The 24,267-nt window shown below is 47.3% G+C and carries 21 protein-coding genes and 2 pseudogenes; 18 read left to right on the plus strand and 5 right to left on the minus strand.

Annotation, left to right across the window (positions count from 1 at the left end; all coding sequences use genetic code 11):
- Together GEI7105_RS34765 and GEI7105_RS39840 are read left to right on the plus strand one after the other, a co-directional pair.
- The coding region (locus GEI7105_RS34765; protein WP_144053913.1) for a transposase at nt 1-148 on the plus strand (148 nt) is incomplete at its 5' end.
- Between the two features lie 23 nt (nt 149-171).
- Nucleotides 172-343: pseudogene (locus GEI7105_RS39840) on the plus strand (IS701 family transposase); the annotation flags it as partial.
- A 9-nt stretch (nt 344-352) separates the two neighbouring features.
- Here the strand turns inward: GEI7105_RS39840 and GEI7105_RS39845 are convergent.
- From GEI7105_RS39845 to GEI7105_RS0110895, 4 genes and pseudogenes are all read right to left on the minus strand, one after another.
- Nucleotides 353-517, minus strand: a pseudogene (locus GEI7105_RS39845) (adenylate/guanylate cyclase domain-containing protein); the annotation flags it as partial.
- A 107-nt stretch (nt 518-624) separates the two neighbouring features.
- Complete coding sequence (locus GEI7105_RS30015) at nt 625-858, minus strand: hypothetical protein (protein ID WP_144053755.1); 234 nt, start codon at nt 856-858, stop codon at nt 625-627.
- Nucleotides 828-989 carry a hypothetical protein gene (locus GEI7105_RS38390; RefSeq protein ID WP_158413190.1) on the minus strand — a complete coding sequence of 54 codons (162 nt, stop codon included), beginning with the start codon at nt 987-989 and terminating at the stop codon, nt 828-830. Before GEI7105_RS38390 ends, GEI7105_RS30015 begins: the two co-directional genes overlap by 31 nt.
- A gap of 30 nt (nt 990-1,019) precedes the next feature.
- Entirely contained in the window at nt 1,020-1,883 is an 864-nt protein-coding gene (locus GEI7105_RS0110895) for a sugar kinase (protein WP_017660496.1), read from the minus strand.
- A gap of 419 nt (nt 1,884-2,302) precedes the next feature.
- Here GEI7105_RS0110895 and GEI7105_RS0110905 point away from each other — a divergent pair, with 419 nt between their 5' ends.
- The 7 genes from GEI7105_RS0110905 to GEI7105_RS0110940 all read left to right on the plus strand — a co-directional run bounded on the left by GEI7105_RS0110905 (nt 2,303) and on the right by GEI7105_RS0110940 (nt 10,973).
- Nucleotides 2,303-3,520 (plus strand): response regulator, encoded by a 1,218-nt coding sequence (locus GEI7105_RS0110905; RefSeq protein ID WP_144053756.1) that lies wholly within the window; start codon nt 2,303-2,305, stop codon nt 3,518-3,520.
- Nucleotides 3,521-3,599: 79 nt separating this feature from the next.
- Nucleotides 3,600-4,178 carry a Uma2 family endonuclease gene (locus GEI7105_RS0110910; RefSeq protein ID WP_017660499.1) on the plus strand — a complete coding sequence of 193 codons (579 nt, stop codon included), beginning with the start codon at nt 3,600-3,602 and terminating at the stop codon, nt 4,176-4,178.
- 451 nt (nt 4,179-4,629) lie between these two features.
- A complete protein-coding gene (locus GEI7105_RS33365; protein WP_017660500.1) occupies nt 4,630-5,925 on the plus strand; it encodes a pentapeptide repeat-containing protein in 1,296 nt (431 codons plus the stop codon).
- Between the two features lie 18 nt (nt 5,926-5,943).
- Nucleotides 5,944-7,224 (plus strand): pentapeptide repeat-containing protein, encoded by a 1,281-nt coding sequence (locus tag GEI7105_RS0110920; RefSeq protein ID WP_017660501.1) that lies wholly within the window; start codon nt 5,944-5,946, stop codon nt 7,222-7,224.
- 141 nt (nt 7,225-7,365) lie between these two features.
- Nucleotides 7,366-9,267, plus strand: a complete 1,902-nt coding sequence (glmS, locus tag GEI7105_RS0110930; RefSeq protein ID WP_017660502.1) for a glutamine--fructose-6-phosphate transaminase (isomerizing) — start codon at nt 7,366-7,368, stop codon at nt 9,265-9,267.
- 336 nt (nt 9,268-9,603) lie between these two features.
- Nucleotides 9,604-10,050 carry a hypothetical protein gene (locus GEI7105_RS0110935; protein WP_017660503.1) on the plus strand — a complete coding sequence of 149 codons (447 nt, stop codon included), beginning with the start codon at nt 9,604-9,606 and terminating at the stop codon, nt 10,048-10,050.
- Nucleotides 10,051-10,157: 107 nt separating this feature from the next.
- Nucleotides 10,158-10,973, plus strand: coding sequence for a Cof-type HAD-IIB family hydrolase (locus GEI7105_RS0110940; RefSeq protein WP_017660504.1), 816 nt, complete (start codon nt 10,158-10,160; stop codon nt 10,971-10,973).
- A 201-nt stretch (nt 10,974-11,174) separates the two neighbouring features.
- On the opposite strand, the gene GEI7105_RS0110945 is transcribed toward GEI7105_RS0110940, so the two are convergent.
- The gene (locus GEI7105_RS0110945; RefSeq protein ID WP_144053757.1) at nt 11,175-11,996 is read right to left on the minus strand and encodes a DALR anticodon-binding domain-containing protein; all 822 of its coding nucleotides are present in this window, start codon (nt 11,994-11,996) and stop codon (nt 11,175-11,177) included.
- Between the two features lie 36 nt (nt 11,997-12,032).
- Between GEI7105_RS0110945 and GEI7105_RS0110950 the strand changes: the two genes are divergently transcribed.
- The 9 genes from GEI7105_RS0110950 (at nt 12,033) to GEI7105_RS0110990 (ending at nt 24,130) form a co-directional block, all read left to right on the plus strand.
- On the plus strand, nt 12,033-13,502 hold the full coding sequence (locus GEI7105_RS0110950; RefSeq protein WP_017660506.1) for a bifunctional orotidine-5'-phosphate decarboxylase/orotate phosphoribosyltransferase: 1,470 nt from the start codon (nt 12,033-12,035) through the stop codon (nt 13,500-13,502).
- Between the two features lie 354 nt (nt 13,503-13,856).
- Nucleotides 13,857-18,362: an AAA family ATPase gene (locus tag GEI7105_RS0110955; RefSeq protein ID WP_017660507.1), complete on the plus strand. Its 4,506-nt coding sequence runs from the start codon at nt 13,857-13,859 to the stop codon at nt 18,360-18,362.
- A gap of 161 nt (nt 18,363-18,523) precedes the next feature.
- Nucleotides 18,524-19,093 (plus strand): hypothetical protein, encoded by a 570-nt coding sequence (locus GEI7105_RS0110960; protein ID WP_017660508.1) that lies wholly within the window; start codon nt 18,524-18,526, stop codon nt 19,091-19,093.
- Between the two features lie 287 nt (nt 19,094-19,380).
- Nucleotides 19,381-20,592, plus strand: coding sequence for a polymorphic toxin-type HINT domain-containing protein (locus GEI7105_RS0110965; RefSeq protein ID WP_017660509.1), 1,212 nt, complete (start codon nt 19,381-19,383; stop codon nt 20,590-20,592).
- Nucleotides 20,589-20,840, plus strand: coding sequence for a hypothetical protein (locus tag GEI7105_RS0110970; protein WP_017660510.1), 252 nt, complete (start codon nt 20,589-20,591; stop codon nt 20,838-20,840). The genes GEI7105_RS0110965 and GEI7105_RS0110970 overlap by 4 nt, the downstream gene beginning before the upstream one ends.
- 202 nt (nt 20,841-21,042) lie before the next feature.
- Nucleotides 21,043-21,543, plus strand: a complete 501-nt coding sequence (locus GEI7105_RS33370) for an SMI1/KNR4 family protein (RefSeq protein ID WP_017660511.1) — start codon at nt 21,043-21,045, stop codon at nt 21,541-21,543.
- A 401-nt stretch (nt 21,544-21,944) separates the two neighbouring features.
- The gene (locus GEI7105_RS0110980; RefSeq protein ID WP_017660512.1) at nt 21,945-23,093 is read left to right on the plus strand and encodes a hypothetical protein; all 1,149 of its coding nucleotides are present in this window, start codon (nt 21,945-21,947) and stop codon (nt 23,091-23,093) included.
- A gap of 161 nt (nt 23,094-23,254) precedes the next feature.
- Nucleotides 23,255-23,539 carry a hypothetical protein gene (locus tag GEI7105_RS0110985; protein WP_017660513.1) on the plus strand — a complete coding sequence of 95 codons (285 nt, stop codon included), beginning with the start codon at nt 23,255-23,257 and terminating at the stop codon, nt 23,537-23,539.
- A gap of 18 nt (nt 23,540-23,557) precedes the next feature.
- Nucleotides 23,558-24,130 carry a hypothetical protein gene (locus GEI7105_RS0110990; protein WP_017660514.1) on the plus strand — a complete coding sequence of 191 codons (573 nt, stop codon included), beginning with the start codon at nt 23,558-23,560 and terminating at the stop codon, nt 24,128-24,130.
- The last annotated feature ends 137 nt before the right edge of the window (nt 24,131-24,267 follow it).

Raw genomic sequence — 24,267 nt, forward strand, 5'->3', positions numbered from 1 at the left:
GCCAAGACGCTGGGTCGTCGAACGCACCTTAGCTTGGTTAGGAAAGCACCGACGTTTGAGTAAGGATTACGAGCGTCTTCCTCAGATGAGTGAGTGCTTTGTATATCAAGCCATGACAGCTCTGATGCTCAAACGCCTCACCTCTTAATTTTTTCTTTATAGATACCTTCTAAGTTGACGGGCGGTTTACGAAGGAAGTGGGCGAACCAACCTTTGGAAACTTTTGTAGATGCTTTAGAGGCTTTTCGGACAGCCATGTCTTTTCGTTTTTGTGGCATGGCTGAACGAGAATCGAGACCTGTTTGCCGCTCACAAAGCGCGTTTTGGCTTGGTTTGGGCTTGAAATTTGTTTAAGTACCGCTACTGCCATGTACGCATCTCCAATGGTTTTGATTTTCTCCAAGCCGTACTGTTCCGTGAGGCGATCGAAACTGGAGAAGATTTCGTTGAGCCAGGCGACCAAGACTTCGGGACTGACTCGCGACGACAATGCTGTAAACCCACAAATGTCGGCAATTGACATCCTCTCCCTGCATACCCTATCGGGTATGCAGGGAGAGGATGTCAATATACGAACCGGCCGGACTGGCAGTTTTCCCGAACGTCTCGGTCAAAACGGAGCCGTCAGTCGTCGTCGCGAAAGGGAAGTCTCGCAAATTCGCCGTTTCGTCCTCGCTGACAGAGCAGTTCTTTGCGTCCCCTAGGTTCGTAAATACAGCGAAATTGGCGGTCGAACGATCGCAGATCGCGTTTGTACTGCCCCGGATCGAGGTTGAGTTGGCGGCGAAACTGACTCCAAGATACGTCTACGACGCGGTTTCCACAGGTCAGTTCCACTTCGCCGCGTTCGAGTTCCAACAGTTCGGCGTCTTCGATTCGATCGACGCGACAGACAAGACATACGCTCGACGACGGCCGCAACCGGCGATCGCCCCCGAGATGGCAGCACAGAGGACGAGGATCGCGATCGCCTTAACGTTCGATTGCACGGGATTTTCTCAAATCAATTCAATCCCGTTTTAACATTGCGATCGCCCCTTCAACCAACTGCGGGTTCCAAACGACTGACAGGCTTGTGCGGCCACCTTCGACGCCGACGCTAACGCCTCGACGAAACTCTCTTGCAAGATGAAATGGCAAAACGCCCCGTGAAAGATATCCCCCGCCCCCAAGGTATCGATCGCCCGCACTGACGGAACGGCTAACTTCCCAGAAGTCCCGCGACTCCAGTAGACGATGGGGTTTTCGCCGTGGGTTATCGCCACGTGGGGGACGCCCAACCCCTGTAAATAGGAAAAAACCTGAGATGGCGAGGTACAGCTTGGCGGGAAAAAGTTCGCCGACGCGACGACGTAATCGGCGTACTGCAAGATGTCCTCGAATCCCGGTTTCCAGCTTCCGCCGTCTACCACCACGGGAATTTGTCGAGCGATCGCCTGTTTCGCCACTTCCGCCCCCACGATCGTTTGATGGCCGTCGATGAGGACGACATCGATCTGTTGCAGGGGATTTTCGGGAAGGCGATCGCACGGAAGTTGAGATTTCGTCGCGTTAATCGAGATCGCCGATCGCGCTCCGGTTGGCGGCGTCACCAAAATCGACGACACTGGAGGAGGGTCTGGTCGGTCGGGATCTAGATCGAACGAGACGACCCCGTAGGTCTCGAGATCCGATCGCACGATCGACGCCATCGGATGCGATCCCACCGCCGAAATCGTGCGTGCGGTATTCCCCAAACTGGCAAAGGTGACGGCGGCGTTCGTCGCCGGGCCGCCCGCTGCGATCGTATAGTCTGCGGCCACGAGTTTTTCGTCCGTCTGGGGGAGCCGTTCGGTAAGATAAATAAAGTCGAGAGTCGTTAAGCCGACAAATAAACCTTGCATCAGCGATCTCACTATACAATCATGTTAATTCAACTTTGCAGTCCTGAGACTCGCTTTCGAGGGGTCTCGATCGATAAAGGATAGTTCCGATCGGGAACGATACGGGGCGATCGAAGACCGTCAACTTTCATGACCGTTCCGATGGTTTTTATTAAACTCGCAAGAGTTCGATACGTCCAGACTCGCATCTCAACCATCCAAATGTTATAAAAATACCAATTTAGAGAAGCCAATCCTCGACATTTAAAAGCTATAAGTCGAGCGATCGAATTTGTATCAAGAGTTTTTAATAAAAGCAAGCTATAATTTTATTCAATTCCTAGTTTCAAGCCGTTTAATTTTTTATAAAAAGATAACGAAGTACGTTTTATTTGTTCGAGCCGAGCCGCCTTTTTGAACCCGCCAACTTGCGGAAAGCCATGACACCGAATCCGATTTTCCCTTCTGATTTTTCTTCATCGACAGATGCCAACCGAAGCCGCCCCGAAGCCAAGATTCCCAGCGCGATCGAGGCGATTGTAGTCAGCAGTCAAAAGCACTTTTCAGGTCGGCTGGAAATCGCCGCCCCGAACTCGAAGAGTTGGGATTTGTACTACCGCCTCGGACGTATTGTCTGGGCTGGGGGAGGAACTCACCCTCATCGGCGATGGCAGCGATCGCTCTCGAAGATATATCCACAACTCGATCTCAGTCGTGCCAACGTTCGCAAGACGGACAAACAAACGGCGTGGGAATATCTCGTACTGTCAATTTTACTCAAACGCCAGCAGATCGATCGCGAAAGCGTCCAAGCGATCGTAACAGAGTGCGTTGTCGAAGTCCTGTTCGATATTTTGCAGGCGTCGCAATCTCAAAGCCTGACGGGAATCGGCTATGGGGAAGAGGCCCTCTCAGAATCCCTCGCGTTACTGAAAGTCGCCGACGTACTTACGGACGCTCGACTGCAATGGGAAGCTTGGTGTGAAGAAGGGTTGAGCGATTATCTCCCCAATACAGCGCCAGTGGTGCGACATCGCGAACAACTTCGCAGTTCGGTCTCGGATAAAGCGTATCGCAAACTGATCGTGTTAGCCAACTCTCGCAGTACGTTGCGGGATTTAGCCGTTTCGCTCAAACAGGATTTAGCCCGCCTGACGAAATCGCTACTCCCCTATGTCAGACGCGGGGCGATCGAACTCGTCGAAATTCCCGACTTACCCGATGGGCGATCGGAGCGAGGCGATCGCCTTGAAGATGCTGATTTCGAGAACGATTCGTCCTCCGAAGCCCCTTTGATTGCTTGTATCGACGATAGCCTACAAAACTGCAAAATCCTCGAAGTCATCGTTCGCGGTGCGGGATATCGTTTTATTTACGTTACCGATCCCCTCGAAGCGTTACCGACACTCATCAAACGACAGCCAAATTTAGTCTTTTTAGACTTAATGATGCCCGTAATCAACGGCTACGAAGTGTGCGCCCAAATTCGACGAGTTTCGACGTTACAAGACGTTCCCGTAGTAATTTTAACCAGCCAAGACGGATTGATCGATCGCGTGCGAGCCAAAATGGTGAAAGCCTCTGGATTTCTCTCGAAACCTGTCGATCCGAGTAAAATGTTGGCCACGATGGACAAGCTGTTACCCATTGAGAGTTGAAAGTCGATCGAAAATTGCTTTTTTTGCTATTTTAGATAAAATTTCTGTGGTTTTTATGAATAGATAGGAGTTACAAAAAATGGTCGTTTCAACTGAATTTCAACAGTTGAGTTTTGAAGACTATTGCCAACTCAGCGATTCAGAAAACCGTTACGAATTGGTAAATGGAGTCTTAAGGCGGATGAATCCACCGACGATGGCTCACGCCCTCATTGCAACGTTTTTAACACAAGCCTTTTTAACCGAAATTCAGCGACTCCAACAACCTTGGACTTGCGTGCAGGGGGTGGGGGTGCGAACGGGAATTGCTAAATCCCGTCTTCCCGATTTGCTGGTCGTCTCGCTAGAATCGGCAATGGCACTGTGGGGACAGTCGGCGACGTTTGACACGCCGCCGTTTTTAGCTGTGGAAATCGTGAGTCCGGGTTCGGTGACAGACGATTATCGCTACAAGCGATCGGAGTACGGCGCGATCGAGATTCCTGAATACTGGATTGTCGAGGCGATCGAAACGCGAGTGACTGTGCTGCGATTGGAGCAGGGATTCTACGAGGAAGCAGTTCATACCGCAGACGAACCCATTTCGTCAGTGTTGTTTCCCGAGTTAACCCTGACGGCGACGCAAATCTTCACCCTCGGCGGACAGTTGAAAGTATAGAGGTGGTTGTGGAAGGGGCGCGATCGCGGTTTTGACGCTCTCCTGGGAGTTTCAGGGAACGTCTGGGGATGGCTTTAGGCAGAGAAAACATCCCGACAGGCGATCGAATCTTGGTGAAGCGATCTCCGCTAAGCTACAGCTCTTGATACGAAGTGTCGGTCTATGTTAATTTTGTAGTATGCTTGAAGTATGTTACAAAATTTCGACTATGGATATCCAAGAATTTCTCAAACGATATGAAGCTGGAGAAAAAGATTTTACGGGAATTTCTTTAAGAGGAGTCCATTTATGGAAAGAACTATCGGCTCTTCGGAGTTTAGGGTGACAGAAAAACTAACTTCACGAGATTTCAAGGGTTTTGGCTCTCGAATCTTCAATTTTTTGTATCATGCTATACATTTATAACCACAAACTCCGAAGACCCGAACTATCTGAAGTAATTTCAAGATCGATGGAATTTTCATTAAAAGATATTCTTTTCAAGAATTCAGAGTTATTAGAGATTGACTTCGATAGTGGGGGTGGTGTCACAGCAAATCTTTCTAATACAAATTTTCAAAATGCAAACTTAAGAGGGTCTCTTCTTTATTATTGCATTTTGCAGGGAGCTAATTTTCAGAATGCCGATTTAAGGCAGGTTAAAATTGGCCCATTTCTTCGTGACGCAAATTTCAGATATGCCAATCTCGAAGGTGCAAATTTGGAAAATGCAGATTTGGAACGTGCTGATTTTTACAAAGCCAACTTAACCAATGCAAATCTCCGACATACCAATCAAGAAAAAGCTGTAAACTTGCAAACAGCAAAGCTTGATGGTGCAATTTTTGGGTCTTTACACGACGTTTCGTATAAAGTTCGGCAATGCCAGAATTCCTCTGAAGAATTCAACCTTTATCTCGGACATTACGAAGTCCATAAAAAACCACTCGAAAAGAACAATCCAGAAGAAATTCAACAGTTGCGAAATCAAATTATAAGAGAATACAGAAAATATAGAAAAAACCAGAATTTTTTTCAGACATCTTTCAAGTATTCTGAATTACCAGGGGCGGACTTTAGTAATATCGATTTGGAAGGAATTGAATTATGCAACTTGAATCTTCAGGGAGCAAACTTCACTGGAAGTAATTTAAAAAATGCTGACTTTCGTTCCTCGAATATTCAACAAGCCAATTTTAAAAATTGTAACTTAACCCATGCCAATTTTAATTATTCGACATTAGTGCAGTCGAATTTTCGGGGAAGCTCTCTTCAAGAAGCTTCTTTTGAAGAAGCCATTTTGTTTGAAGTCAATTTTCAGAATGCAAACTTGAGAGAAGCTAGCTTAAAATATGTTGTGCTAGATCGTGCAAATTTACAGCAAGCCGATCTTTTGGGAGCTAATCTAAATTTTTCTTCTTTAGTGAAAGCTGATTTGACGAAAGCCAACTTAAGAGGTGCGGTGTTAGCAGATGCCAACTTCACTGAAGCTAATCTAAGTCAAGCCAATTTAATCTTAACCGACTTAAGTTATGTTAATCTCACAAATGCTGATTTATCACGTGCCAATTTAATGGGTGCGAGACTCGATCGCGCCAATTTAAATAATGCCTGCTTAGTTTGGGCAAATTTAGAATCGGCGTATTTAATTGAAACTAACTTAAGAAATGCGATCGGTTTCGATCGCGGACATCGTCTTTTTGATGTCACTTGCTGGAAAACAATTTTACCTGACGGACACTTAGCAACCACTTCAGACCATTTTTAGAAAATTAGACGTTGCTCAATGGACATTCAAACGTTTTTTAAACAAATTTCTGAAACCGGAAAAAACGACTTTACTGGAATCACGTTCAGGGAAATTTGCTTCAAACAGGAACTCGCTCGCCTCGGATTGTCGAGTTCTATTTTGCAGCATATGAAAAAAATTGTCCTCAAAAATTCAGATTTAGTAGGGATTGACTTTTCGCAAGCAAATTTATCGGGGGCAGATTTTAAAAATGCTAATCTCCTCGGCTCGATTCTTCGATGTAACTTGCAAGGTGCTAATTTTGAAAATGCCTCTCTCAAACAGGTAGATTTCAAAAAAGCGAACCTATCTCACGTCAATTTCGATCGTGCAAATCTTGAAGGTGCAAATTTGGAGTTTGCCAATCTTGAAGGTGCGAGTTTTTACCAAGCTAATTTAAAAAACGCCAATTTTAGAAATGTAGATTTAGAAAAAATTGCAAATTTTCAAACTTCCAAGATCGATAATACAAAATTTGGGCGTTTACCTCGTATCGATCGCGCTAATGCATCCGATATGCGTTACGAGTCAGCAGCCTTATACTATGTATATCCGGTGAGTCGGGAATTTGTATTGACTCGGGATAAACTTTTAGAGGAATATCAGAAGGGAAGAAGAAATTTCAGCCAAATTGAGTTAAGCAAAGCGAACTTAAGCAATCTTAACCTCGAAGGGATTGTCTTAAGTCTATGCGATCTCAGAAATGTGGATTTTTCAGGAAGCAATTTAGCCAAATCGGACTTGAGCAAATCTGTACTGACTGGCTCGAATTTATCTCATAGCAACTTTGAAAAAGCATGTTTTCAAAAAGCTGACTTATCTGAGTCGAACTTACAAAATGCCAACTTCAGCGAAGCCAATTTGGAACGAGCGAATTTGAATTTTGTCGATCTATTTCAAGCGAACTTATTCGGTGTTAATTTGAATCTTGGATCTTTAGTCGGATCGAATTTAACTGAAACCCATTTGAGAGGTTCCGTATTGACAGAGACTGATTTGACGGGAGCTAATTTGACTCGTGCGAATCTGATGTTGTCAAACTTAACTGGTGCAAATTTAACAGAAGCGAATTTATTGGATGCAACTTTGCCGTGTTCGAGACTCGATCGCGCTGTTTTATTCAAGGCTAATTTAACCTGTGCCGATATGAATAATTCGACTTTCATCGAAACAGATTTTAGAGCATCCAATAGTTCTTATGTAAATTTTGAGTATTCTATCTGCTGGAAAATGATTTTAGGAGATGGAAAAATTATCTTAGATCCCGAACGCTTCTGAACCCACTCAATGGGGGGAGACGATCGCGCGATCGATACCGCCGTTCCCCAAACGAGGGCGATCGCCCCTTCTCTCCCCGCCTCGATATACTAGACTTTGTGAAGGTCAACCCCCAGACAAGATCTAGAGGAGTGGTGTAGTATGTGCGGAATCGTCGGTTATATCGGGATGCAAGCAGCCAGCGAGATTTTGTTGGCTGGGTTGGAAAAACTCGAATATCGCGGCTACGACTCCGCCGGAATCGCCACCGTCGGGGAAGGTGAAATCCACTGCGTTCGTGCCAAAGGAAAACTGCAAAACCTGCGATCGAAACTCGACGGGATCGAAAACCCTTCGCAAATCGGTATCGGACACACGCGATGGGCGACGCACGGTAAACCCGAAGAGTACAACGCTCACCCCCACATGGACGTGGCGCAACGGATCGCGGTCGTGCAGAATGGCATTGTGGAGAACTTCCGAGAACTGCGCCTGGAACTACAACAGAAGGGCCACGAGTTCAAATCCGACACGGATACGGAAGTCATCCCGCACCTGATCGCCGAATACCTGGCTCGCCCGGAATCCGCCGCCCCCGCAACCTTAGCCTCGTCGCCGTTTCTCGAAGCAGTTCGCCAAGCCGTCAACCACCTCGAAGGTGCTTTCGCGATCGCCGTCATCAGTGCCGACTATTCCGACGAACTCATTGTGGCACGCCAACAAGCCCCGCTGTCGATCGGCTTCGGACAGGGAGAGTTTTTCTGCGCCTCCGACACCCCTGCATTGATTCCCCACACTCGCGCCGTGTTGACGATGGAAAACGGCGAACTGGCGAAACTCACGCCGCTGGGAGTGGAAATTTACAGCTTTGCAGGCGATCGCATTAAAAAAAGTCCCCGAACCCTCACCTGGAACCCCATCGTCGTGGAAAAACAGGGGTTCAAACACTTCATGCTCAAAGAAATCTACGAGCAACCCGGAGTGGTGCGCGGGTGTTTGGAAGCTTACACTGATAGTACCTGGGAAGCCAGCCACGACACGCCCCCAGTGAACCTCGGACTCGACGAAAGCCTTTACGAAAATCTCGATCGCGTGCAAATCCTCGCCTGCGGTACGAGTTGGCACGCCGGGTTAATCGGGAAATACCTACTCGAACAGTTGGCGGGAATCCCTACGATGGTACAGTACGCCTCCGAGTTTCGCTACGCTGGCGCCCCCGTCACCCCCCACACCCTCACCATCGGCGTCACGCAATCGGGAGAAACCGCCGACACCCTCGCCGCGTTAGCGATGGAGAAGGAGCGGCGAAAACCCCTGAAACCGGAATATCAGCCCCGTCTGTTGGGGATTACCAACCGTCCGGAATCCTCCCTCGGACACATGGTTCCCAACATCATCGACACCCACGCCGGAATTGAAATCGGGGTGGCGGCGACGAAAACCTTTGTGGCGCAAGTGATGGCGTTTTACGCCTTGGCGTTGGATTTAGCCTATCGCCGCAACACGGTTTCTAAAGAACGGATTCAAGAAATTTTGGGGGGATTGCGGCAGCTTCCGGGGCAAATCGAGTTAGTCTTAGAAAGTCAGGAGCGCTACATCGAAGAGTTAGCCCACGAGTTCGGCGACACCCAAGATTTCATTTTCCTGGGGCGAGGGATTAACTTCCCGATCGCCTTAGAAGGGGCGTTGAAACTCAAGGAAATCAGCTACATTCACGCTGAAGGCTATCCCGCTGGGGAGATGAAACACGGTCCGATCGCCTTGTTAGATGCGAAAGTTCCCGTGGTGGCGATCGCCATGCCCGGTTCGGTATACGATAAGGTTCTCTCCAACGCTCAGGAAGCGAAAGCCCGCGACGCGCGGTTGATTGGTGTCACGCCAATGGACGATAAGGAAGCCGCCGAAACCTTCGACGATTTGCTTCCGGTTCCCGTGGTGGACGAAATGCTCTCGCCGCTGTTGTCGGTGATTCCGTTACAGTTATTGGCGTATCATATCGCCGCCCGTCGCGGTTTGGATGTAGACCAACCCCGCAACTTGGCGAAATCGGTAACGGTGGAATAGGTTGTTTTTGGCGAACCTCGATCGTTTGGGAGAGGGGGAGAAGGAGTTGGTGCGTGACGATCGTTCGGTCTCACGATCGACACCCGATTTTTCAAGTCACGCACCCTGTATAAAAGGCAGATCGAATCGCTTGCATCCCTTTCCAGATAGAGGCTACAAGCATTTACCCTACACACCAAGGTCGGAAAAGCCATATTTCGTCACACACCCTTGTCGGTGGGCGGTGTACGTTGGTGGTGCGTGACAAACGATCGGTCTCACGATCGACACCCGATTTTTCAAGTCACGCACCCTACGACTCTGTTCGCTGTTCGCTGATGTTGAGGGGAGTTCGTCGTGATTTACCAACATACGCAAATCGGTTGGGCAATTCTCGCCGCATTCGGTGCTGTCGCGGTGTTAATCGTGGGATTGATGCTGTTTCGTCCGTCTTGGATTCTCGATATTGGCGTTCTCGTTATTTTAGTCCTGTTGGCGGTTGTCTTCGGAACGCTGACGGTTCAGGTGGGAAGCGGGAAAGTTCGCTGCTGGTTCGGGCCCGGTTGGATTCGCAAGGAATTCGAGTTAGTGGCGATCGACGAGGTGTCTGTCGTCCGAAATCGCTGGTTTTACGGGTGGGGAATTCGCCTGACGCCGGAAGGGTGGATGTTTAACGTTTCGGGGTTCGATGCGGTACAGCTTCATCTGGCGACGGGGAAACGCTTCCGCATCGGAACGGACGAACCGGAAAAACTGGAAGCGGCGATTCGTCAGGGGATGGATGAGGTCGATCGCGATGTTTGATTGATTCTCCACGGAGACACAGAGGACGCAGAGGGGTTTGGATTTTTCTGAGTTCCCCTAAACTCCTGTTCTCGTCTACCATCAAGACGGAATTTCACAACCCCACCATGACGATTAAGCTCCTCGTGTTAGATGTAGACGGGACGATCGCCGGAACGTCCAACCAAATTCGCGAACCTGTCAAAGCCGCCATTCGACGAGTCGCGGCTAACGGCGTCCCGGTGGCGATCGCTACTGGACGAATGTACCGTTCTGCGTTGCGCTTTCACCGGGAAATCGAGTCGCTACTTCCCCTGATTTGCTATCAAGGCGCGTTGATTAAAGATCCTACTAACGGCGATCGCATCCACCGCCACACGCCGCTGTGTCCGAATTTAACCCGAGAACTCCTCGATTTTTTCGAGAGTCCCGAATGGCGCGATCGCCTCTCAGTTCACTTTTACATCGACGATCGCCTCTACGTGCGCGATTTGACCCCAGACACTCGCGCTTATGTCGAACGCTCTAAAATGGAGGCGATCGCCGTGGGCGACTTACGCAGTCTCGCAACCGCCCCCACGAAAGTCTTAGCTCTCAGTCACGATACGACGGCGATCGCGTCGTTGCTGCATCAAATACGCCAACGCTATACGCGACAACAACTCTACACCACCACGTCTGTGGCGACGTTCTTCGAGGCGGCGCATCCCGATGTCAACAAAGGGGACGCCGTGCGCTATATCGCCGAAGCCTGTTTGGGATTGCGCCCGGAAAACGTGATGGCTGTCGGCGACAACTGGAACGATCTAGAAATGTTAAAATACGCCGGAATTGGGGTAGCGATGGGCGACGCGCCAGATGAGGTGAAGGCGATCGCCGATTGGGTCGCTCCGACTGTCGAAGCCGATGGTGTCGCGGTGGCGATCGAACAGTTTTTAAGTTAAACCTGTCGCACTGAACACTCTTCCGCAAAACGACTGAGTTTAACTTTGAAAAAATACTGAGATCAGAAAGGACACCGACGACTGGCCGTGTTTCGTCTCGGTGTCCTTACTGGTTCGCTCCTCACACATTAGGTAATATAGCTGACCTTACCGAGTTTGTCACCCCTTTTTCTCAAAATTTAAAAATTTCCTCATATTTCCTTACAATTCGGTGAGTGCTGAAACGCCCAAACCCGCTTCGAGCAGCCATTTTAACAAAACTCGCGTCACCGCCAGCAATCCCAGGCGAACTTGGGCGATCGCGCGGGGTCGTCCGATAATTCGACAATCTCGGTGAAATGTCTCGAAGGCTTCGGCGAGACGGGTGGCGAGTTTGAGAATTTGTCGAGGTCGATCGGAGATCTCCTCCGCCACGAGAGCGTCCGCCACGAACGCGCACTCTGAAATCAGGTTACGTTCGCTGTGGCGGATACAGCGTAACGGGGAGTTTGAGGCGAGATCGAGCCAAGGAAGAGGGAAAGGCTCGACGATGCGATCGCCTTTGGGAGAATCGAGCTTCACAAACCCTTCGCGTTCCCCGAGACGGAGTAACGAACCACAACGGTAACACGCGTACTGTACGGAAAAGGGAACCTCAACCGAAGTTGAGGGATCGGACGTGTAGTTGTCTCTGTCGTATGGCGAGTCGTCGTTTTCCCAACCGCGATCGCAGGCGAGGTGTTGCAACCACTCCGCTAAAGCTGCATCCGCCACCGTCACGTCGAGAAATCCCGGCGGCGTGACGGACACCTCGAATTCCGGTGTTTTCCAGTGGTTGGCGATGTCGTTCGCCAAGGCGAGGCTGTCAGCGGGGGGCGAGTAGACCTTCGCAAACTTCAACGCCACCGCCGATCGATAGCGGAGCCGATCGCGATCGCGCCCGAGTTTTACGGGAATTTCCACCACCGGAACCGCGAAGGGAACCACCTGTTGAAGTCGATGTCGCAGGCGATCGCCGAGACTGGGAAAATTTGGCGTTACCATCTTTGTAGCAGAGGAGGGGCAAGAGGCGAAATTCACATGAAAACGAGCTTTTTCGAGAAACTCAACGGCGCGATCGCCCGAAATCAGAGTTTACTGGTTGTCGGACTCGATCCCAACCCGGAAATGATGCCCGGAGGCGACGAATCGGGAGAACGTCTCGATTATCGGATGTCGGATTTGTGCGACTGGTTGACGGCGATCGTCGCAACGACCTGCGATCGCGTTTGTGCGTACAAACCCACCCTCGGCTTTTACCACGCCTTGGGGATGCCCGGTTTAGAACTGCTGGCGACAGTGTTACAAGACGTTCCCGACGAAATTCCGGTGATTCTCGACGCCAAACATAGCGATCTCAACACCGCCACCGTCTTCGCCCGCACGGTGTTTGAAACCTGGAACGTCGACGCCGTCACCTTAAATCCCTACGCCGGACAAGACGAAGCCGCACCGTTTTTGGTCTATCCCGACAAAGCAGCGTTCGTTCTCTGTCGCACCTCGAACCCCACAGCGACGCCGTTACAGGATTTTCCTTCGTCGCAGACGCCATTTTACTTACAAGTGGTGAAAGAAGCGCGGCTGTGGGGGCCGCTCGAACAGTTGGGGTTCGAGGTCGGAACTTCACAACCCGAGATTTTCCGCCAAGTTAGAGCGATCGCCCCGGAACGGTTGCTCCTCGCGCGCAGTATTTGGTCCGAACCCGAACAACTCGACGCCTTATTGCGGGCGGGACTCGATCGCAACGGGGCGGGGTTGCTACTTCCGGTTCCCCAGGATTGGTTGAAACGAGACGATTTACCCGAACAGTTGGAGGAACTCAACGGCGAGATCGATCGCATTCGCCAAGACATCGCCCAAGACGCATCCACCTGCGAACTCTGGACGCCTGAAGGTGACAAACTCGACGCGGTTCGCGAATTTCCCCATCGGGATTTAATTTTGCAACTGTACGATCTCGAGTGCATCTTGTTTGGGGAGTACGTGCAGGCGTCCGGGGCGACGTTCCCCTACTATATCGATTTGCGGAAAATCATCTCGAACCCACAACTGTTCCATCAAGTGTTGAACGCCTACGCCGAGATCTTGCAAGGCTTGACGTTCGATCGCATCGCGGGGCTTCCCTACGGGGCGCTTCCCACGGCGACGGGGTTATCGTTGCGACTGCACCGTCCGATGATTTTCCCCCGTAAGGAAGTCAAAGCCCACGGAACCCGACGCGCCATCGAGGGACATTTCCACCCCGGCGAAACGGTGGTTGTCATCGACGATATTTTAATTAGTGGCAACAGTGCCATTGAAGGGGCGCAAAAATTAGAGTCGGCGGGGTTGACGGTCAACGATATCGTCGTGTTTATCGACCACGAGAAAGGGGTTAAAGATCGACTGAACGCGAAAGGTTATCGCGCCCATTCTGTCCTGACGATTTCTGAAATTGCCGAAACCCTCTATCGATCGCAGCGGATCGACCGAGTTCAGTTCGAGGCGATCGCCCACAGCGAATCATTTTGATGTCAAGACAAATTGCGATCGCGATCGTCGATCGACTGTAATATAGATCGCTGTCAATAGGGATAGAGATCGCATCAAAAACTCTCAGTTCATGACGATAAACTCGGGGCTTTTTCAACCTCCTGAAAGCGAAGGTAGTAATGAGGAGTAATGCTACTTTGGTTTTTAGATCCTTGCCACAGAAGGACTGTGACCGACTAGCATCATTAGAGTGTAGCCCTACCCTTTGCAAAATGTCCTCTGGGAAAGTAAGCTAGACAGAATTCCAAACTCGGCAGGCCGCTCCGACTATCCGATCGGAGTCGTGTTAGCTAGTGAGCGTTCGATCCTTACTGGAGGGAAAGGAGGAGCAGAGTGAGTGATTTTGAGTTTTTACCAAAACCCAATCCAGACAACGACATTCCCCTTTATCGTCGAAACGAGAGTGAAAAAGATGAGGGAGAGACGCCTTTAGAGTCGGAAGAGAGAAAGTCAGTTGAAGATTTATCTTCTCCAGAAGAGGAGACGACACCCCCTCCGTCGTTAGAGGAACTCGAGCAAATGGGGAGGGTGGACAGCCAGGAATGGCTCCAAATGGAAACTGAAGGTGAGGAGGGTTGGGATTCGGCTGAGGACGACTCGAGAGAAATCCTCTCTCCTGAGTCTCTCGCTCCTCCAACCTCTCAGTTTCCCTCGATTGAAGAACCCGAAGCGGTAGAAGCACTCGAGGAAGACTGGTTCAGTTGGACGGGATATGAAGAAAGGGAGGAAGAGCCGCCAGAGGAGGTTCGTGGGAACGAAGGCTCTGTGACGTCTCAAGCGCCACCCCTTCCCACGGAGGAAGCATCTGAAGAGTTAGCAGGAGTCGAGAGTGAGAGAACCGACGGAACGCCACGTCTTGAGTCTTCCGTTCTCAGGGCTCGATCGGATTCTCCTCAAAAGTCGTCTCAGCCCGGTTTAGAAAGCTCCAATAAGTCGGATCCCAAAACGCCTCAAGAAGAAACGTCGGAGGAATGGATATATTATCCACTGATATGGCCTCAAGGAGCATATTCTAATGATTCTTCTATAGCAATGAGGAACTCCCAGCTATTTAGGATTAGTTTGGAAGAGGCAGAAGCTCTTCACAGCCGTTTTCCACACAGAACTATTTGTGGTGATCCTCCAGATGTTGAAGAATGCAGTCAAGAGCAATTATCGCAGATCTTGAACGTTGAAGAAAATCTTGAAACTCGAAGGAGTTTCATATCTAGAAGTCTTTATGAAGAATCAAGAGCAGATTTACTAGGAATCGATCGAGACACTCTTCTGAACGAGCCACAATTTGAAAGCTTTAGAGAGCCACCCTCTCAAGAAGAGGACGAGGCTTTGGCTGAAACAATGCCTCCCCGTAGTGATTTCTCACCACTGCCACGCAGTTTACATCTCGAAGCTGATACTCGATATTATAAATTGACGGGAGAAGCGATTGCAAATCTTGAAAGAATACCCACTTTTCCAAAATTGTTAGCCCGAATTCAGGCTGGATTACTGAGAGAAAAGGCATTATTAGAACACAATCTTGGTGATGATGAGAATATTAATAGAATTTTAGGAAGTAATGCTTTAAATTATCCTCAAGAATATACACAAATTTTGAGAATCAGTAATCTCCTCCTTGAAAATTTTTCTGAAGAGGAGCTACAGAGTTTTAGCCCTCTAGAGAATTATGAAGAGACGACGCTCGACGATTACGAGCGAATGATTCGCCTGCGATTAGCTCTTCAAAATTCGTCAACCATTTCAGAGATTATTGAATTACTTGAAGGTAAGTCTATTGCTCAATGGAAATCTTCGGTATTGCAACTACCTAATACGCAAAGGGCTTTTCAAACGAGTGAATTCAAAATTAAAGATGCTGTTCGAGGAGATGACGATAATATCGCGAAGATAGAAGGTTTCGATCGCGCGATGGCTTTAGCTCACGTTGCGATCGCGACAGGAGGTGACGATGGAGCTGTAGTCATCGAACAAGAAGGATTTCATTATATTTTTACACTGGAAATTGAAACTGATGGCTCTCGGGGAGAATTTTCCCGAGAAGAAGTCGAGGAAGGCCGCGATGAGATTACCCTTACTGGTGCCGGTAATAATATAAATGTTAAAGCATTTGTAACGATCGACGGTCATCTTGTCACACCCAATACTGAAATTGGAACCTTAGATAGCCGCAGCGTCTTAGAGGGGGAAGCCGAAAGTACGACCTTTCCGAATATGGAAGGATATCAAGCGGTTCTCGAACAAGATTTACCAAGATTAGAACGTAACGAGCAAATTAACAACGAGGGTTATATCGCTCTATTCAGGGGGTTGGTAAAAGCTAAAGCGCTCCAACGGTTAGCGGACAACCGACAACGAATCGAAGAAGCCAAAGAACAGTACTACATCCCTTCTACTGATAATCCTGACAACCTAACCGTCGAAGAATTTAGCTCTTTCGCCGAACAGCAAACAACCTTAAGGCAGAATATTGAATCTCTTCGAGAGGCGATCGAACGAGATGCTGCTTTAGAAGCTAAAGAAGAAGAGCTACGAGAGAAAATAAAAAATGCAGAAACTGAATTAAATAATGCACGAGAAGCTTCAGCTTTTGTTTCAGAGATCCGTCAAGAGGAGCTCAGCAATTTAGGAGGCTTAGAGACTCAAAACTCTTCAGACTCAAATTCAGAAATGCCTCCACAGACACCTAGCCCTTTGGAAAGTGTTGATGGAGAGGGGGCTTTTTCAGATTTAAATGCAGAGAGCCTCATACAGGACTTTAACGAGCTTGGAGAGCCAACTATTTTGGCAGCTCGCATGAACCTGACGCAACTTGACACAGCACTGAACGCCGTGCAAAGGGAACGTTTGATAATTGGTCAGTCCCATCCAGCTTCTAGCTTATTTCATGACGATCGCGAAAAAGCTGACGATCTAGCAGATGATAGATCTCTGGCGTATGAAATTCACACAAGGTTTAATAGAATCCTTGAATACATTGATAAAGTCGAAGTCGCACTTCACGAAGATAAAATTTCTCTGGAGGATCTCGATGCTGTTGTGACAGAGGTGTTAGAACAAATTCCTCGTCAAGGCAAGGAAGTTATTCGGGAGTATATTGACAATCAAAATCGTATTGAAATAGCAATTTCCTTCTCTGCTTTAGCCGTTGAATTGGGTTTGGGTGTTGCCGCCTTTTTTACCGGATATGGGATACTTGGTATCATCGGATCTTTACTCGGAATCGGAACAGCAGCCGTTGAATTAAATCAAGCGATCCAACTCGAGAATGTGGCCGGATCGCAGGAGGGAGGAGGCCAACCCCTGATGAGCGATCCCGATGCGGCTCGCTTCAATTACGTCATGGCTTTGGCGAATCTGGCATTAGCTGGCTTCGATCTGGTCTCCACCGTTGACGAAGGCGCGGCTGTATTGGGAGCGTTGGCTAGAAACACTGAGGGGACTGAGGTTTTAGCTCGCCTAGATACTGAGGATCTTGAAAGACTCGGTCGTGCAATTCGAGACAATGATGAAGAGCTTCTCGATGAGTTGCGAGACAAACTTGGAGATGATTTCGACCCGGCTTACGATGCGTTGCAAGGGGTAGTCGATGAGGGATTACATTCTGGGGGTTCGAGTTCTGAAGAACTGAGTCGCTTCATCACGCGACTTGAAGGGATTTCTAATATTGACCTCAACCAACATTCGATTACTCAGCTCAGTGACGAGCTGATTGGTATTGACAATCAAATTGATATTCATCCACGTCTACTCGAAACCATGCCTAACGAAGATGTGAGTCGTCTTTTGCAGGTCACTCGAGAATTGGAGATGAATGGTGGCAACGTTAGGGCAATTTCTCCTGAAACCAAGGCAATTTTCCAAGAGTTTCGGACTTCAAATAGCTATCGCTTACGTTTTAACGTAGATTTAGCTGAGGGAGACGAAATGCTTAACCAAATTCTCAGCGATCTGGATCTGACAAACGATCCGAAGGCAATAGAGCTTTTTGGCAATATGACTCGTTTTGAGCGCATCCGAATTTATAATGTACTAGTAAACGCTTCGTATCCTAGTGGCGCGTCTCACCTGAAGCGTCAAGCCGCCGATTACGCTCTTTCAACAAATCCAACTTCTGTTGCAGATTTCACTAATCATTTTGAGATGTATGTGTCTGATTTTAAACGTATTTCTAGCGAGATCGCAGACAACTATGTTGACTCTGTTGAGGCTCGTCTTGTTCAATTTGAACAAGACTATGGCAGACCCCCTTCTCAAGCAGAAAGGAATGCTATTTTTGAAGAAATTTCTACAAACATTTTGGGTAAACCGATATTATCAATCAAACGTCAAAATAGTAATTTTAAGAGCGCGGTAGCGCAGCGAGCCGAAATAGAAATGGGACAAGCCAACGATCTCAATCGTGTGAGTCTGCAAACTCGCCAGCGAATTTTTGAAGCTTATCAGCAAAAAGCTGATGCTCTAGGCAGTCGTATTGGAGCTACAAGCGTTGAGGCAGGATTAACAGACAACGAATTAGCTACAGCAATTCAGCAATTGGATGAAGTTCATTTTAGTAGTAAATCGGCTGCTGTTTATCACACGCAAAAACATTATCTTGAGCTTCCACCTACCGAGCGCCTTGGCACGGAAAGTGAAGTGATAAAATATTTAGATAGTGCAAATAAAACAGTTAAAGAAGGTACGATAAAAGCAGTGAATCCATCTCAAACAGGTGGACGAACTATTGAAATTTTTCGTTCAAAAACAGAGGCAGACAAGAGATATGACTTGACAGCATTTTTGTATGAATCACAAGAAGGATTGGTTGTTTTAGCCAGCTACTACAATAAAGCAAATTAATAAAACGATCGATAGTCCGGACATTTTTCCGTGCAAGCGCTGAAACCCTTATTTCCTCGTTGGCTTAACGGTTTTGAGAGGTGTCTGAAACCCGCATTCTCTCGTTATCAGTCAAAAACTGTCCGGAGTGTTGAAAATGATGAGAAAAGACCAAAAAAACTATGAATTCTATTGAGCTTTGCCAGCAACTCCGAGAAAGCTTTTTTGAAGCCATTAACATTGAAAAAAACAAAGGTCACGTCCCCATAAGAGAAATCAAAGAAGAAATGGAGGTTAACGGCAAAGCTTTTATGTTTAATATCTTTAAACTGGGTCAATCTATGACTTTAGGGATAATCGATCCAGAAGATGCACCCATCAAACAATTACTTTCAGAAATCAATGACCAGCTTCCTCTCATTGAGCTTTCAATTGATTTTTTTCTCGATCGCGCGACTGACCCAAGTCAGTATGATTGGCAGATTTACTCTCAATACGAGCAAGTCAAATATGCTTGTTGGGCGGTCTCAGCTCTTCATTTTCTAAACGAACTTTTTCCTAATCCAGGAAATGAGAAGCTTTACTGGGAACCGATCGATATCGAAGAAGTAGAAAAAGATGTGGCTTTTTGGTTGAACCGAGTAGGTTCTGTCAGACCGAATGATATTCCTCCGGGAATTCCCTCTTCTCACTGGTGGTGGTGGAGCGAAGGCGATCGTCCCGATCCTCAAGCGGATAGTTCGACAAACTGATAATAGCCCTCTTGAGTTAATTTCGGAATAAAAATCTCGACCTCATTTTTTTGATTCTTTTCAAGAAGATAGTTTGCAAAATCTTTCGACGTGAAGTCTACAACTTGTAGCCTTTTGGCTAATAAAATTTTCCAAGACCAAGTTTTTTAAGAGGCGAGAAACACCCACCTTTTTTTACAGGATATCACTCCGATCCGACTGAAGAAGGTAATACGCTGGCGGGAGCGCAGGAAGCCGGTGGCGAACCTTCGATCGACGATCCCGGAGCGGCTCGTTTCAATTACGTCATGGGTTGGGTGAACCTGATTCTGGCGGGGTTGGATGTGAGCGTCGCTATTCGCGAGAGCGGAACGCTTCTGCGAGGAGCAGAAGCGGCTGAGGACATTCTCAATACCGCCACAGACGCCGACGTGTTCGCTCGTCTGACTCCCGAACAGATTCAACGGCTCGATCGCGCGGCCGTACTCGAATTTGAAGGAGACGAAAGTGCTGACGCTCTGCTAAGAGGGTTGCGAGACGAACTCGGAGATGATTTCGATCCGGCTTACGATGCGTTGCAACGCGCACCCGTCGCTGAGGGAGTAACGAAATGCTTTATCGCTGGGACTCCCGTTTTAACGCCCTCTGGTCACCGAGCGATCGAGACGCTTCAAGTAGGCGATCGCGTGGTGTCTGTCCATCCCGAAAAGGGGAAGGCAGCGGATTGTCCCGTTGTCCGTTGCTTGACTCGAGCCGTTCCTGTCGTTTTAGAGATCGTCGCGGGAGCGGTTACGATTACGGCCTCTCCCGAACACCCCTTTTGGGTGGTTGAGGAAGGATGGAAGAAAGCTGGGGAGTTACAAATTGGCGATCGACTCGTCACCCAGCATCGAGAGTCGGTGAAGATCGAGGTCCTTCGGCGTCGAGAGGGAAACTTCACAGTCTATAACCTTGAAGTGGAAGGGTTTCATACCTATCTCGTCTCGCCGCGATCGATTCTCGTTCATAACAAGTCTTTGGCTAGCCCCCGTCCTAGTTGGAGTCCATTTATGACAAGAGAGGAGGCTATTGCCTATACGAGCGAAAGTGTTTATAACAATAGAACTTTCTATCATGGGACGGTCGCTACTAGCGCTGAAAATATAGCAACTTCTGGCGTAGATCCAGCCTTTTTTGATGACTATTCTAACTATGGGCCGGGATTTTACATCACAGCTAGTAGGGAAACCTCAATCAATTATGCAAGGGTAGCTGCTGAATCTTCTGATGAAAATGCTGCTGTTATAGAAGTTATGTTGGATGTCAGAAACCCAAAAGTGTACCAAAATTATAACCAATATCTACAAGAAGTAGATAACTATATGCGCCAATTCGGTGTTAGCGATGAAGACGTTGGCGTAGCTTACACAAATTACTTAATTGAACAAGGATATGATGCAATAGAAGTTGTAGAAAGACAGTTCTTTGTGATTTTTTGCCCCCAACAAGTTGTAACCATAGGAAAGGAGACAATTCAATGACAGAGTACAAAGGATGCAAATACTGCAAACATTTCCAACTTGATGGATCCTGTGCTGCTTTTGCACCCGATCCAATTCCTCTTCCTATAGTTTCAGGGCAAATTCAGCATACTAAACCTCTGCACAGCCAAAAAAACTCCATTGTCTACGAGCCGACAGATAAGTCAATTCATCAAAGGTTTATAGAGCAATTTCCTGAGAGGTTGTCTGTAAATAAAAATGCAAAGAAGAAGAAGAAGAGACAATAAAGCCAGAGTATAAAATCTCAAAGTGTATCAGTTCCTTTGAGAGGGTTGCGAGAGGAACTCGGAGATGATTTCGACCCCGCTTACGATACACTGCAACAGGTAGTCGCTGAGGGATTATCGGACTGCTTTATCGCTGGGACTCTCATTTTAACACCCTCTGGCCACCGCTCGAAAAGTAATTTGTCAACAGGGAGAAACTTAGATGTACCTAGAGCGAGCTAAAAAACGATATGCTGAAATGATGGAAGAATTTAAAGATTTAAATCTTCCTTATCAAACTCGACCGGCTCATCCAGAAAATATTGAGAAACTCGAACGTCAACTCGGCTTACCTTTACCGGCTGCCTATAAAGAATTCCTCTTGTGGATGGGCGCTGGTGCTGGCAGATTTATGGATCACTTAGATTTTTGTGTGGGTGATGTGCTTTATAATCAAGAAACTGCTCCTGAGATAATGGAGGATCATTGTCGCGAACCGTTGCCCGAAGATGCGATTGTTTTTGCGATGGGAGGGCAAGGTTATGAGTTTTACTTTCTTCGCGCTTTTGATGGAGATAATCCGCCCATTCACTACTATTTAGAACTTGAGGAAAAATTTGAATGGAACGTGTGTCCTAATTTAGACGACATGATTTTGGGAGCCGTTGAAGGAAGGATTCACTACCATCGAGAAGAGGGGAGAGGGTGTGTAGGGATCATCTAGTTTAAGTAATGAGTAAAAATATAGCAATCCTAACTCATTTGCGGTAATTTACCGGTTAAAACTCCTATCTGAAGGTTGAATTGTCTCTCCAGATCCCCGGCATCTTGGAGATGCCGGGGATCTCATACGGCAATTTACCTGATGGGATTTTGCCACAAGTCACAAGAATCATTTTTAGGCTCTTCGGAGTTTAGGGTGACAGAAAAACTAACTTCACGAGATTTCAAGGGTTTTGGCTCTCGAATTTTCAATTTTTTGTATTATGGTATACATTTATAACCACAAACTCCGAAGACCCATTTTTAGTCCGTGAATTTTGAGCGCTAAATTGCTACGTTAGACTTAGGTAAATCGGCGACTTAAAGGCTGAGCGTATCGCCAAGACCGCCACAGACGTCGATGTGTTCGATCGTCTGACTCCCGAGCAAATTCAACGGCTCGATCGCGCGGCCGTACTCGAATTTGAAGGAGACGAAAGTGCTGACGCTCTGCTAAGAGGGTTGCGAGACGAACTCGGAGATGATTTCGATCCGGCTTACGATGCTTTACAGCAAGGAACGCGCTCGATGTCTACGGGCGGTATGCGTACTGCTCGTCAGTGGGGGGCTGAAGTCTTAGAAATTCCTGAAGAGTTACTTCAAGAACTCAGCAAAGAATCAATTGAGGAGTTACAACAACTGCCTCGATGGGCCCAGGATATTTTTCGACAGCTTAACGATTCGACCAAGCGACGGCTGCTATTGGAGTGTACTTGGTCTGCAACTAAGGCAGCAATTTGCGTTGACGCAGCAAGAATTGAAGAGTATGTCAGAAATCTTTCCTCTTCCGATCTAGAAAATGCGAGAAGGCTCACTTCACTTGATGAGGTCATAACGGCGATTGAAAGTGCAATAGAGGGATTACCTAACGGGCTAAACTTTGGGCTGTATCCAAGGAAATTTCGATCGGGAGAAATTCTGAATCTTCTCGAAAGATTTGAGATAACGGATCTCGATCTGGAGAGAATAAGAGAGTTCGTACAAGAAACACGTGGAGGAAGACCTCTCGATCGGCAAAAATTATATAACTTATTTACACAGTATTTAAGTGCATTAATTCCTGCTAAAGTGGGCGAAGACCTGCCGGAATTTATCCGCTTAACTGAAGATTTAATTGGATCGGCGGGAAGATCCATAAGAGGTTCTGCCTTTGAAAACTTCCTCAAGCTATATGTACCACAATTTGGAAACTTAAGAAGAGCAAAATTTAAAGAGCGTGGATCTCTAAAAAATGTAAATTGCGATCTTTTCGATTCCAGCAGCGGAACAATATGGGAATTTAAATACCAATCTAATCCACTAGCAGGAGAGTCTTTAACAAGATATACAAAAGTAATCGGACAACAAGACATCAAGGATTCGATAACAGCAGAAAGAGCCAACTTTCTTTTTGCTACTCAGCAGATGGCAGAAACTAACAAAGATCGCCTTAAAGCCCTTGAAAACCATAACGTTTTTTATGTCGAGCAACCCGATCCAAATCAGCGCGTTAATTTAGTTGAGCTTCAATAAATAAGATTAGACTTCTCCAAAACAAAACACCTCATATCAAATCTGGGGTGTTGAGACAAGAAACCAAAACTGGGCATTGCTGTTTTTTAGCAAATTCTCTTGACAATATACAGATTGTGTGTCAAGAAAATTATTATTTATTTTGATTTGTTTTCCTAGCCATGCAATCAATTCCCAACGCTCGTCTCAAAAAGATACTTGGATACTTTACTGTTACTCCCAGCTCTGCTCTTTTTATTGTTGACTCTGCAACCGCTGACATTTGTACGAATTATGAGCTAGAAGGACAAATTTTAATTCCCAAGAAAAGCATTCAGGAAGACAGATATGTAATTTCACAAGCTCCGGATGGAGAAGAGATCGGGGTTGGTGTATGTGTTGAGTTTGAATTAGAAGATGAGGTTCTAAACAATTGCTACTATGTTGATATTCCAGTCTATGCATAATATCAAGGAGAGCAGTTTTTGAGGTACTCTATTGAAGTCGCTAATTGTCTTCCCGCTCACGAGATTGAAGATGCCGAAGAGTTTATCAATAATGTATATGCCACACCTCCGCAACGTGCAGAGCCTAAAGAGCTATTGGATGTAGAATTAATTGGATATACAACAATCATAGGAGGGGGGCTGTTCATTTGCGATCTAGATATGCTCTGGATGTCTCGAAGATATTCAGGGGGATTTTCTGAACGTAATCAGATTGCTGATTCGAGAGAAGGCGATGCACCTGGCTTTTGTATTGGAGTTGCTTTATGCCTTGAATTACAAGGAATCATACCTGAGAAGGGAGTAGAGCTTCCTATATATGGAGAGTATAAAGGCAATTTTCTTCAGAGGGTGATAATTGAAAACAGTCCGACAGGGGGAACCGAGGTGTTTTCTCGTTTGAAGACTCGCCAGATTCAAGAGCTAGGCGAGGCCGTTCGACTTGAGGCAGCCGGGGATGAGGGAGCCGAGACTCTTCTCGAACGCTTGCGAACCGATCTGGGGGATAACTTCGATCTCGCTTACGATGCTTTGCAACACCTAATGGGTTAGGTAGTCAGGTAGTCATGCACAGTGATGATGACGGGCGCGAATTGAAGCATTATAATGATGGACGAAATACCAAATCGCACCGATGTGATTTTCGGGTCTTCGGAGTTTGTGGTTATAAATGTATACCATAATACAAA

The sequence above is a fragment of the Baaleninema simplex PCC 7105 genome, assembly GCF_000332355.1.
Lineage (GTDB): Bacteria > Cyanobacteriota > Cyanobacteriia > Cyanobacteriales > Geitlerinemataceae > Baaleninema > Baaleninema simplex.

What these genes read in the sequence shown, in the direction of transcription:
- GEI7105_RS0110895 (WP_017660496.1), bottom strand. Translation starts at nt 1,883, where the DNA reads ATGCAAGGTTTATTTGTCGGCTTAACGACTCTCGACTTTATTTATCTT.
- GEI7105_RS0110905 (WP_144053756.1), top strand. Translation starts at nt 2,303, where the DNA reads ATGACACCGAATCCGATTTTCCCTTCTGATTTTTCTTCATCGACAGAT.
- GEI7105_RS0110910 (WP_017660499.1), top strand. Translation starts at nt 3,600, where the DNA reads ATGGTCGTTTCAACTGAATTTCAACAGTTGAGTTTTGAAGACTATTGC.
- GEI7105_RS33365 (WP_017660500.1), top strand. Translation starts at nt 4,630, where the DNA reads ATGGAATTTTCATTAAAAGATATTCTTTTCAAGAATTCAGAGTTATTA.
- GEI7105_RS0110920 (WP_017660501.1), top strand. Translation starts at nt 5,944, where the DNA reads ATGGACATTCAAACGTTTTTTAAACAAATTTCTGAAACCGGAAAAAAC.
- glmS (WP_017660502.1), top strand. Translation starts at nt 7,366, where the DNA reads ATGTGCGGAATCGTCGGTTATATCGGGATGCAAGCAGCCAGCGAGATT.
- GEI7105_RS0110940 (WP_017660504.1), top strand. Translation starts at nt 10,158, where the DNA reads ATGACGATTAAGCTCCTCGTGTTAGATGTAGACGGGACGATCGCCGGA.
- GEI7105_RS0110945 (WP_144053757.1), bottom strand. Translation starts at nt 11,996, where the DNA reads ATGGTAACGCCAAATTTTCCCAGTCTCGGCGATCGCCTGCGACATCGA.
- GEI7105_RS0110950 (WP_017660506.1), top strand. Translation starts at nt 12,033, where the DNA reads ATGAAAACGAGCTTTTTCGAGAAACTCAACGGCGCGATCGCCCGAAAT.
- GEI7105_RS0110960 (WP_017660508.1), top strand. Translation starts at nt 18,524, where the DNA reads ATGAATTCTATTGAGCTTTGCCAGCAACTCCGAGAAAGCTTTTTTGAA.
- GEI7105_RS0110965 (WP_017660509.1), top strand. Translation starts at nt 19,381, where the DNA reads ATGGGTTGGGTGAACCTGATTCTGGCGGGGTTGGATGTGAGCGTCGCT.
- GEI7105_RS0110970 (WP_017660510.1), top strand. Translation starts at nt 20,589, where the DNA reads ATGACAGAGTACAAAGGATGCAAATACTGCAAACATTTCCAACTTGAT.
- GEI7105_RS33370 (WP_017660511.1), top strand. Translation starts at nt 21,043, where the DNA reads ATGTACCTAGAGCGAGCTAAAAAACGATATGCTGAAATGATGGAAGAA.
- GEI7105_RS0110985 (WP_017660513.1), top strand. Translation starts at nt 23,255, where the DNA reads ATGCAATCAATTCCCAACGCTCGTCTCAAAAAGATACTTGGATACTTT.